Source organism: Nitrosospira multiformis (genome assembly GCF_900110185.1).
Taxonomy (GTDB): domain Bacteria; phylum Pseudomonadota; class Gammaproteobacteria; order Burkholderiales; family Nitrosomonadaceae; genus Nitrosospira; species Nitrosospira multiformis_A.
The window spans coordinates 31,422-41,573 of the sequence record NZ_FOCT01000020.1 but is presented as its reverse complement, the minus strand read 5'-3'; the positions used below and the strand labels follow the sequence as shown (position 1 = coordinate 41,573).

At 54.6% G+C, this 10,152-nt stretch carries 9 protein-coding genes and 1 tRNA gene; 4 read left to right on the top strand and 6 right to left on the bottom strand.

Translation table 11 applies throughout. The annotated features are described in order from the left end of the window. Window positions 1-10: 10 nt before the first annotated feature. Complete coding sequence (locus BMY01_RS18905) at window positions 11-106, top strand: DUF445 family protein (RefSeq protein ID WP_368086254.1); 96 nt, start codon at window positions 11-13, stop codon at window positions 104-106. A 125-nt stretch (window positions 107-231) separates the two neighbouring features. On the opposite strand, the gene BMY01_RS15895 is transcribed toward BMY01_RS18905, so the two are convergent. Beyond that, window positions 232-486, bottom strand: a complete 255-nt coding sequence (locus BMY01_RS15895; RefSeq protein ID WP_254772790.1) for a hypothetical protein — start codon at window positions 484-486, stop codon at window positions 232-234. 129 nt (window positions 487-615) lie between these two features. On the opposite strand from BMY01_RS15895, the gene BMY01_RS15890 reads away from it, so the two are divergent. Further along, window positions 616-1,074 (top strand): hypothetical protein, encoded by a 459-nt coding sequence (locus BMY01_RS15890; RefSeq protein ID WP_074749093.1) that lies wholly within the window; start codon window positions 616-618, stop codon window positions 1,072-1,074. Window positions 1,075-2,074: 1,000 nt separating this feature from the next. On the opposite strand, the gene BMY01_RS15880 is transcribed toward BMY01_RS15890, so the two are convergent. Beyond that, window positions 2,075-2,851 (bottom strand): hypothetical protein, encoded by a 777-nt coding sequence (locus BMY01_RS15880; RefSeq protein WP_074749091.1) that lies wholly within the window; start codon window positions 2,849-2,851, stop codon window positions 2,075-2,077. A 612-nt stretch (window positions 2,852-3,463) separates the two neighbouring features. Continuing rightward, window positions 3,464-3,539, bottom strand: a tRNA-Arg gene (locus tag BMY01_RS15875). 33 nt (window positions 3,540-3,572) lie between these two features. Here BMY01_RS15875 and BMY01_RS15870 point away from each other — a divergent pair. Both BMY01_RS15870 and BMY01_RS15865 read left to right on the top strand, forming a co-directional pair. Beyond that, entirely contained in the window at window positions 3,573-4,817 is a 1,245-nt protein-coding gene (locus BMY01_RS15870) for an MFS transporter (protein WP_074749090.1), read from the top strand. Window positions 4,818-5,371: 554 nt separating this feature from the next. Further along, the gene (locus BMY01_RS15865; RefSeq protein ID WP_074709386.1) at window positions 5,372-5,767 is read left to right on the top strand and encodes a TraR/DksA family transcriptional regulator; all 396 of its coding nucleotides are present in this window, start codon (window positions 5,372-5,374) and stop codon (window positions 5,765-5,767) included. 31 nt (window positions 5,768-5,798) lie between these two features. On the opposite strand, the gene BMY01_RS15860 is transcribed toward BMY01_RS15865, so the two are convergent. The 3 genes from BMY01_RS15860 to alaS form a co-directional block, all read right to left on the bottom strand. After that, a complete protein-coding gene (locus BMY01_RS15860) occupies window positions 5,799-6,431 on the bottom strand; it encodes a Smr/MutS family protein (RefSeq protein WP_074749089.1) in 633 nt (210 codons plus the stop codon). Window positions 6,432-6,570: 139 nt separating this feature from the next. Beyond that, window positions 6,571-7,521, bottom strand: a complete 951-nt coding sequence (gene trxB, locus BMY01_RS15855; RefSeq protein ID WP_074749088.1) for a thioredoxin-disulfide reductase — start codon at window positions 7,519-7,521, stop codon at window positions 6,571-6,573. 38 nt (window positions 7,522-7,559) lie between these two features. After that, window positions 7,560-10,148: an alanine--tRNA ligase gene (gene alaS / locus BMY01_RS15850; RefSeq protein WP_074749087.1), complete on the bottom strand. Its 2,589-nt coding sequence runs from the start codon at window positions 10,146-10,148 to the stop codon at window positions 7,560-7,562. Between the last annotated feature and the right edge of the window lie 4 nt (window positions 10,149-10,152).

Genomic DNA, 10,152 nt, shown 5'->3' with positions numbered 1-10,152 from the left:
CGAGCGGCAGGTGGGCGAGGACCTGCAGTACATTCGCATCAATGGCACGCTGATAGGCGGGTTGGCAGGCCTGACGATTTACACCATCGCCCACGTATTCGCTTGACCTCCAGCCTCCGCAAACATGCTTCCCCCAGCCCGTCCCTGGGAGAGAGATAGCGCCCATGGGCGAATACGGGGTCTTCAAATGTGCACGGCCGCGAGCAATACTGTCGCGATATTTCTATACTTTTATTTCGATGTCTGACTGCTTTTCTCTTTCGTGATGGGATTCTGCAACGTATAACCCTTCTCTTTCATCTTGTAACCGCCGTAAGCGCCGGCACCCCCCGCCAGGAGATACCAACAACCCGAGAGCGTGGGAAGAACGGCCAGCAGAGTAACGAGGCTTATTATTTTCCTGAATTTCATTGCAGTCCGGGAATAAGAGGAAAATAATAATTGTCGCAGAAAGTCGCCCCACAGAAAACAGAATAGGCGCGTCATCCTCGCGTCTCCTTTTTCGTTAATAACACCATGGGATGCAAACAGATCATGGCAAGGAAACTATATCGCGGCCGCACATTACTGAGATAACGTCGAATTCAGCCTGAAGCAAAATTTGGAGGAAAGATCATGAACCAAGCGTCGATTTCAACTACATGGACAAAGCGCTTGCTGCTCCTGGCCCTGGTTGCGCTCCTGTCAGCATGCCAGTCCACCGAAACGAGGCGTGCCGGCGGCTTGATCGGCAGCGTTGCCGGTTCCATTGGTGGCGGCTACCTTGGCAGCTACCTAGGTGGGGGCACTGCAGGCCGTATATTGGGTGCTGTGGCCGGCGGGGTGGGCGGATATTATCTGGGTGCGGAAATCGGAGGACGTCTCGGGCAGGAAGACCAGCGTCGCATGGCTCAAACTTCCCAGCGGGCGTATGAAACCAACGAGACCCAAACTTTCACCAATCCCGATAGTGGCGTGAGCGGGAGAGCCGAGGTCGTGGGCGTTGATAACGACAGTAATTGCAAGACCATCCGACAAACTGTCGTACTAAAAGATGGAAAAACCGTTACAGAGGATGTGAAAAGCTGCAAATAGAAAGGAAAAACAGCACGACACTCAACCTTCTCGCCCATAAATGACAAATAAGCAAGCGAGCAGATCAGACACGCATAAAGTCGCGCCTATAAACGCATGAAGCGGACGATGTTGAAGCGTCCTCATCCGAAGCGATTCACCTCCGCTTGCGCTTTTTGTATGTGGCATGCAAAGAAACGCTTGGGCCCCGCGCGGATTTTCGCCGCATCCGGCGATCAAGAAGCCGCGGGCGACTCCGGCGATTTCCGGGGATAATCGATGGTTGCTGCCTATATTCAACTGCTCCCATGCCCGAAGCCGAAGAATTCATGATCTCCGCTTCCCAGCGTGCCAGGAGCTTCCCCGCTCTATCATCACTTTCCGGATCACCGCTCAATCCGGACAGATCGACCAAACCCCTTCCCATTCTCCCACCCTCCAGTTTCGCCTGATGTGCCTGATGTAAAATAATTCTCGTACTTTCCCAGCACATTGTCTGTGCGGTTCGCCACTTACCTTCTGCCTTCCTACCCTTTCAACGCTGCAGGTTACAAACCCGTTGACAGCCAATCAGAACCCCGAAGACACGTGATCAGACTTTCCTGGTGAAGCTCTGGATTAGAGTTTCAGTTCGATCAGATGAAAGAGAATGAGGAGTTCATTGTTCTGAATGGCAGATGGCAGCAAGTTTACCTACACCATCGATGATTCAACATCTACCCATCCTGGAAGAGGAAAGCAAGTGACGGGCTACATTCTCTCCATGCGGGCGCTTTTCAGGAGAAGTCTGCGGAGGTAATTTCTTCACTCTTCATCGAACTGCTCCTTGCGCCGCCTGACCGGCGGAAGCAGGGCGCAGGAAATTATGGGATGGGAAGGCAGGGCGTGAAGGCGTCTCCCCACCCTGAGAAGCGCTCTATGAAGCCAACACCGTGGACCACTCGGCAGGAACACAATCCCGAGATGGCCCATTTTCAGCCAAGCTCCAGTGAGAAAAATCTCAAGTGGAGCTCAGAACTTATTACTTTTTAGACTTTGGAGCTTCGGACTTCGCGGTTTCGGGTTTTGAAGCTTCAGGCTTTGGAGCTTCGGACTTCAAGGTTTCGGATTTCGGGGTTTCAGGTTTTGAAGTTTCAGGCTTTGGAGTTTCCGTTTTTGGAGACTCCTGAGCGGGAAGCGCGGTTAACTGGACGCGAACCGTGGCAGACTTCTCGAGTTCCTCCCTGTCTTGACCTTTCTTGCTTGCAACTGCCGGAAGTTCAAGATTCAGTTGATAACTTCCTTTGCTTGCTCGCCGTAGAACCGGTTCTTTGCCGCCTGGCTCATTCAGTTTTACTTCTTTGCCATCCGGGCCTATTAAAGTGGCCACCAGATCACTTGAACCCGATTTTGATATTTTTATCCGGTAATCCGGAGAATCAGCGGTGAGCAAGCGAAACTCCACTCTCGCGCTGGAGCTTACATCCGCGCTCGCCAACTTGTTGTTCGTGACATTTCCCAGGCATCCCCCGGTGTCGCAAGGGAATTGTCTCGGATTGCTCTCCTGACAGGTTATGAAATATCCACCGCGCGCGAAAGCCGCACTTTCCAGATTGACTTCCAATCCCAGTTCATTCAGCTTGTTTACGGAAGTTTTTGCACGGCCCCTGGCAAAACTTGTCTGCCTATCCTGATTGCAGTGGCTTGCTTCCTTACCCAAAGCGCTTGCTCCGGCTTCTTTATCGTCGATTGCGAGCCGCGGCCCATCCTTGTTTGCCTGAACCAAAACCCGGTTATACGTCTTGGTGACGATTTCCACCGGTGCTCCTTTCGATTCCCCGTGTGACGGGACAGAAAACAGAGAAAATGGAGTGACGAGGATTAAAAGTTTTAGTCTTAGTGTTCTCATTTGTTATCGCCCAGTTTTTTATAGGTGCGTGATGAAAAGCATCATCGCAGGACGGTAGAGCTGTTCCTCCCGATCGTTTCGCCAAGGAGCGAAGCCGTGGTATTCCAGTTTAGTACATTGCTTCAACGAATGGAATGCCGCTTTGAATTGCGGACCCGATAATTCCCTAAAAATCAGGTAAAAAAGAAGATAAATGATGCAAATATAGCCAATGGGACAATATAGGGAGCTAGAGAGTATAGTGGCAGCATAATGCCATTTGCCTAAACTCTCACTGTCAATTGTCAAAAACCCGATCAATTGTGTTTAGGTCTTTTGTTGGGTTATTAGCAGCAGAATTTTATCACCTGATACGCTGGTGACTACTGGACTAAAGTACACCTGAGTAACAGCTGGACTATCTTATGCAGAAGATGGGATATAAAAAGGCAGAGAAAAGAGGTATTACGGGCGCCGTGCAACCCTGGCGTAACCCCCGCATAATCAGGAAGTTATTTTAAAAGTATAACTTCTTGTTTCTATTGGCGCCCTGAACACGAATCGAACGTGTGACCTACCCCTTAGGAGGGGGTCGCTCTATCCACTGAGCTACCAGGGCGGGTAACCGCGCATTTTACGCTAATATTCGGGTATGGAAAAACCCGATCAGATAGCCCTGCCCCAGCAACCTATCCCCCAGAAAAAACTGCCCCGCACCGTGATCGTTCTCGGGCTGGTGAGTTTCTTCAACGATTTTGCTTCTGATATCGTCGTTCCGCTCATTCCGATCCTGCTGGCGACGGTGCTAGCGGCGGGACCGATAGCGCTCGGATTGATCGAAGGTGTTGCGGATGCGGTGGCGAGCCTGCTCAAGCTGTGGGCGGGACGGCATTCGGATATCATGAGTGGACGGCGCAAGGGGCTTGCGGTCGCAGGATATGCGCTTTCGAACATTACCCGTCCTATGCTCGGGCTCGCGGGCTCCTGGCCCTTGATTCTGGTATTGCGCAGCATCGACCGGGTAGGCAAGGGTTTGCGCAGCGCGCCGCGTGATGCACTGGTTGCGGATGCGACGCCCCCGGGAATGCACGGCTACGCCTTCGGGTACCATCGCGCGATGGACAACGGCGGTGCCGTTGCAGGCAGCTTGGCGGCGGCGGCAGTGCTGGCATGGTCCGGCTTGAACCTCACAGAAGTGATCCTCTGGTCCGCGGTTCCAGGCTTCATCGCCGTGCTGCTGCTCGGTGTGGGAGTGAAGGAAAATAAGGAGGATAAAGAGGATGCGGCTGGTCATCATCCAGCTTCTCCTGAACTTCCACCTTTGCGCTGGTCGCTCTTATCCCTCCCCATGCGTCGCTATCTTCTGGTGCTGATGCTGTTTACGTTTGCCCGCGCCTCGGAAACTTTCATCCTGCTGCTGGGACATGAGTTAGGGGTTGGAACCGTGGAATTACTGCTGCTGTGGTCGGCGCTGAGTTTCTGCAAAGCCGCGACCTCCATCTCGGGTGGGCAACTGGCGGACAGTCTGGGGCGCGGGACGTTGATGCTGATAGGCTGGTCCACGTTTTCACTTTCGTTCCTGATGCTGGGGCTGGTGCAGGGAAGTAGCGGATTATGGGCGGTAAGCATTTTTTACGGTTTATGCGCCGGCATGAGCGAGGGAGCGGAGCGCGCCATCATCAGCGATTACGCGCTGCCGCGGGAACGGGGGACAGCTTTTGGCTGGTATCACCTGATGGTGGGGCTCGCGGCAATTCCCGCTGGGCTGCTGTTCGGATCGCTCTGGCAGTTTCAGAGTGCGGCCACGGCGTTCTTTTTCGCGGGAGGACTGGCTGCGTTAGCAGCGGTGCTGTTGCGGATGTGGGCGTTGCCGGTAAGAAAATTGAATGCAAACTGAAGGATGAGCTTCGCAGAAGCTCTCAAGGCATCGAACAAGTCAAGCCATACGTTTCATCAGTAGGCTGCGCGCTCTACTCACTATACGTTTATTTGCTTTTCGAATAGAAGTTGTGTTGCCTTGGGCACAGTCGATTCCTTCGAAAAGCCCTACTATGCCTCCATTCGACCTTCGACAAGCATGTCCTGGGCACTGTTCGTCCCCTTTGACGGCTTGTCCTGAACCGTTCGCTCCCTTCGACAGTTTCAGGGCAAACGGAGGCGAAGAATTCAGGATTCAAGGGTGAACGGTAGAGAAAAGTTCATGTGAATTGGGATAATGCTCAAGACCTGCAGGAAGAAGGGGCAAGTACAATGCAAAGGGATGAGCGCGGTGCTGCTTACTCTTCTATAATCAATCTATTGCACGTAACACTGCCCTATTGCGGTGATACGGACGCTGATTTCCCCTGCCTCGCATGCAAATTGCACTGTGAATTCGCTTGAGCGGAATATCTGTTTTCCTCTTTCCTGAGGGTTTGTCAGCCGGCAATTCCGATCATAAAGGAATTTATCATGGCACAATTTACTGAAGAGCAATTGGCGCAGTTGAAGGAAGTTCTGCAACAGCGCTACCTGCAACTGCGGGAAGAGGTCCGGGACGAACTGGAGAGTTCGGATAACCAGCACTATGCCGATCTGGCAGGCAGTGTCGCTGATCCGGGTGATGCTTCAGTAGCGGATATGTTGGTGGACGTGGACGCCAACCTCGTGGATCGCCAGGTGAACGAGATGCGCGAGGTGGAAGCGGCGCTAAAACGCCTGGCGGACCTGGATTACGGCGATTGTATCGACTGTGGCGGCGAAATAGGGTTCGAGCGGCTCATGGTTTACCCCACTGCGCAACGTTGCGTACGCTGTCAGGAAGTGCATGAGAAAACTTACATGCACGAGAACAAACCTACCCTTTAAGCAGATCGTTTTAAGCAACCTCCTGAATATTTCACGAGTTTGCTGGCTGACTGTCCGAGAGTATCCTGAGCAGCACGAGCACAGCGCCACTGCCGCCCTCCGCCGGCCCTGCCTGGCAGAACGCCAGCACATCCTCCCGTTGCGAGAGCCAGCCGCCAATCCGGCTTTTCAGGACGGGCTCCCGATTCTGCGATCCGAATCCCTTGCCGTGTATTACACGCACGCAGCGCTTGCCGCTTTCGCCGCTCGCATCCATGAACGCCACCAGCGCGAGCCTTGCTTCCTCCCGCGTAAGCCCGTGCAGGTCAAGTTGGGCCTCTATTTTCCAGTAGCCTCGCCGCAGCCGGCGCAAGGTCTGGCGCGAGACGCCGGGGCGCAAAAAAATCCATTCATCACTGGGATCCATGGAGCGGACATCGTCCGATAGCGCGTCATGGGCAACAGGTCGTGCAGGTTGAAACTGAAGGGGGATGGGTGGCGGATGGCTGGCCGAAAGAATGACCTTATCGGTTGGGGCGAGGGGCGCGACGTCACGCATGGCGTCACGAAACAGGGCAGCATCATTATCCCCGATGGATGGGGCGGTTCCCTCTCGTTTATCCCCCTCCGCAGCAGTTTTTGCCCGCGTGGTATGGATGCCGGGCTTTCTTTCCCGCCGTCTCATCTCGGCCCCCGAGCAACTCCCTTCGGCTCATTCCCCTCGGGCCATGGATAACCTGGATATTGATTGTGCCGGAAGACTCCAAGGTAGGCGTGAATTGGCAAATTACGCGGAAGCCCTGTTCTGATTGCCGCTCCCCGCCTCAGACCAGAACATCCAGGTACTTTTCGGCATCCAGCGCGGCCATGCAGCCAGTTCCCGCACTGGTTACCGCCTGCCGGTAGATGTGATCCTGTACGTCACCTGCCGCAAAAACGCCGGGAATGCTGGTGGCCGTGGCATTGCCATGTGTTCCCGCCTGCGTCATGATGTAACCGTTTTCCATTTTTAGCTGGCCCTGAAAAATATCGGTGTTCGGCTTGTGGCCAATCGCGATGAACACCCCCTGTAAATCCATCGTTTTGGTCGAACCGTCCAGAACATTCTTTATGCGCATTCCCGTAACACCGCCCTCATCGCCAAGCACTTCATCGAGTACGTAGTGAAGCTCCAGCTTAATGTTCCCGTTTTTTACCTTGTCCATCAGTTTGTCTATCAGGATTTTTTCTGAACGGAATTTATCGCGCCGGTGAACGACAGTGACGCTGCGGGCAATATTGGAAAGATAAAGGGCCTCTTCTACCGCTGTGTTGCCACCCCCAATCACCGCCACGTCCTGTCCCTTGTAGAAAAAGCCGTCACAGGTGGCGCAGGCTGAAACCCCCCTGCCCATGTACGCTTCCTCCGAAGGCATCCCCAGATAGCGCGCAGAAGCACCGGTGGCAATAATCAATGCATCGCAAGTGTAGGTCCCCTGATCACCAATCAGCGTAAAAGGTTTTTCTGTAAGTTGGACCGTATGAATGTGATCGAAAACGATCTCTGTATCGAAACGTTCCGCATGCTTCTGAAAACGTTCCATCAGTTCCGGGCCTTGCACGCCCATCGCATCCGCAGGCCAATTGTCCACCTCCGTTGTAGTCATGAGCTGACCACCCTGGGCCAGGCCGGTAATAAGCATGGGCTTGAGGTTGGCGCGGGCGGCATAGACCGCAGCGGTATAACCGGCAGGACCGGAACCGAGGATGAGAAGGCGTGCGTGTTTACTAGTCATTCCTGATCAATCTATTGAAGTTATTGGAGACGCCTTGCTTATAGGTGCTGCTCGACCCAGTTGGCGACACTTTCCAGGGCAGCGGGCAGGCTATCGGGCACTGTTCCCCCTGCCTGCGCCAGGTCGGCTCGACCGCCCCCTTTGCCGCCCACCTGCTGAGCTACGAAATTGACGAGATCGCCCGCCTTGAGCCTTGCTGTCAGATCGCTGGTCACGCCTGCGATCAGCTTGACCTTGCCATCTTCAACGGCAGCCAGCACTGTCACGCAGGATTTGAATTTATTCTTGAACTTGTCCACTGCTTCACGCAGGGTTTTCAGGTCTGCCTCTTCAAGACACACCGCCAGTACTTTCACGCCTTTTATCTCGCGCACCCGGTCAGCGAAGTCATCGCCTTGTGAACTGGCCAATTTCGATTTCATGCGCCCCAGCTCTCTTTCCAGATGTTTCACGCTATCGAGAATCTGGGTAATGCGCACAGCAGCGTCCTGGGGTTGCGCTTTCACTGCCTCGGCAACGCGCTGCAATTGCAATTCCTGCTCCTGGATGTAAGTGAGGGCTCGCTCTCCTGTCACCGCTTCCACACGCCGCACTCCGGCAGCCACCCCGGATTCGGCCACGATCTTGAAGAGACCGATGTCGCCCGTGCGCTTGACATGGGTGCCACCACACAATTCGCGCGAAGTACCGATATCCAGTACGCGCACTTCGTCGCCATATTTCTCGCCGAACAACATCATGGCCCCCGATTTCTTTGCATCCTCGATTGCCATCATGCGCGCTTCGGTGGCAGCATTGGCGAGAATTTCGGCATTCACCAGCATTTCCACCTTGCGGATTTCCGCGTCCGTCACGGGCTGGTTGTGCGCAAAATCAAAGCGCGTTTTATTCGCGTCCACCAGCGAGCCTTTTTGCTGGACATGGTGACCCAATACTTCGCGCAGCGCCTTGTGCATGAGGTGAGTGACTGAATGATTGCGTTCCGTTCGCGCGCGTGCGCTGCGATCAACTTCCGCCAGCACGACATCGCCTGTTACCAGTCGTCCGCTGCGTAGCAATCCCTTATGACCGAACACATCCGCCTGGATTTTCTGGGTATCGGCAACGGCAAAAGTGCCGTTGGCAGCAAGCAGTTCACCGCTGTCCCCTACCTGGCCGCCAGACTCGGCATAGAAAGGGGTTTTATCCAGCATGATCACCGCCTCATCGCCCGCCTCGATAAACTCGACCCGGCTGCCCTCCTTATAGATCGCAAGAACCTGTCCTTCCTGTTGCAGGCTTTCGTATCCATGGAACGCCGTTGAGGGACCATTATAAGCAATGGCTTCCTGCATGATGAATTTGCTGGTGGTGCGTGCGCGCTCGCGCTGGCGCTCCATTGCCTGGTCAAACCCGGCCTCGTCTATGGCAATTCCACGTTCGCGCGCAATGTCGGCGGTAAGATCCAATGGAAAGCCGAAGGTATCGTAGAGACGAAACAGGGTTTCTCCATCCAGCATCCTGTCGCCACGCCGTAGCGCCGCTTCCAGCACCTGCATGCCGTTTTCCAGCGTTTCGGCAAAGCGCTCCTCTTCCTGCTTCAGTACCGCCGCCACCCGCGTCTTTGCCTCCATCAGTTCCGGATAAGCCTGCCCCATGACGCTCGCCAGGTCTTCCACCAGCAGGTGGAAGAAAGGCTGTTTTTGTCCGAGCTTGTAACCATGGCGAATGGCGCGCCGGATAATGCGCCGCAGGACATAGCCGCGACTTTCATTGCCTGGAATCACGCCATCGGCAATGAGAAAAGAACAGGCCCGGATATGGTCGGCAATGACATTGAGCGAACTGCTGGACAGATCGGTTGTGTCGGTGGCTCGCGCCGCAGCCTTGATCAATTCCTGAAACAGGTCGATTTCGTAGTTGCTGTGAACCTGTTGCATCACTGCGGAGATACGCTCCAGGCCCATGCCGGTATCGACCGAAGGGCGCGGCAGGGGATGCCAGGTGCCCGCGCTGTCGCGGTTGTATTGCATGAACACCAGATTCCAGATTTCCACGTAGCGGTCGCCGTCGGCATTCGGTGTTCCAGGCGGCCCGCCGGGGATTTCCGGACCATGGTCGTAAAAAATCTCGGAACACGGGCCGCAGGGCCCGGTATCGCCCATCTGCCAGAAGTTGTCCTGAGTAGCGATGCGGGTAAAACGCGAAGAATCGATGCCTACCTCGTTCAGCCAGATATCGGCGGCCTCGTCATCCTCGGCATAAACCGTAATCCATAATCGCTCCTGGGGAATTTTCAGGATATCGGTGAGAAACTCCCAGGCGAACCTGATGGCGTTGCGCTTGAAATAGTCTCCAAAGCTGAAGTTCCCAAGCATTTCGAAGAATGTGTGATGGCGCGCGGTATAGCCCACATTCTCCAGGTCGTTGTGCTTGCCGCCCGCGCGCACGCAGCGCTGCGCACTTGCCGCGCGCACATAGGGACGTTTGTCCTGCCCGAGAAATACATCCTTGAACTGTACCATGCCGGCATTGGTGAACAGCAATGTCGGATCATTGCCAGGCACGAGGGGGCTGGACGGAACGATCGTATGACCGTGCGTCTCAAAGAATTCAAGAAATTTTTGGCGTACTTCGCTGCTTTTCATCTCG

Bases quoted from the DNA above. Each gene is read 5' to 3' on its own strand.
- BMY01_RS15895 (WP_254772790.1), bottom strand. From the start codon at position 486: ATGACGCGCCTATTCTGTTTTCTGTGGGGCGACTTTCTGCGACAATTA.
- BMY01_RS15890 (WP_074749093.1), top strand. From the start codon at position 616: ATGAACCAAGCGTCGATTTCAACTACATGGACAAAGCGCTTGCTGCTC.
- BMY01_RS15870 (WP_074749090.1), top strand. From the start codon at position 3,573: ATGGAAAAACCCGATCAGATAGCCCTGCCCCAGCAACCTATCCCCCAG.
- BMY01_RS15865 (WP_074709386.1), top strand. From the start codon at position 5,372: ATGGCACAATTTACTGAAGAGCAATTGGCGCAGTTGAAGGAAGTTCTG.
- BMY01_RS15860 (WP_074749089.1), bottom strand. From the start codon at position 6,431: ATGAGACGGCGGGAAAGAAAGCCCGGCATCCATACCACGCGGGCAAAA.
- trxB (WP_074749088.1), bottom strand. From the start codon at position 7,521: ATGACTAGTAAACACGCACGCCTTCTCATCCTCGGTTCCGGTCCTGCC.
- alaS (WP_074749087.1), bottom strand. From the start codon at position 10,148: ATGAAAAGCAGCGAAGTACGCCAAAAATTTCTTGAATTCTTTGAGACG.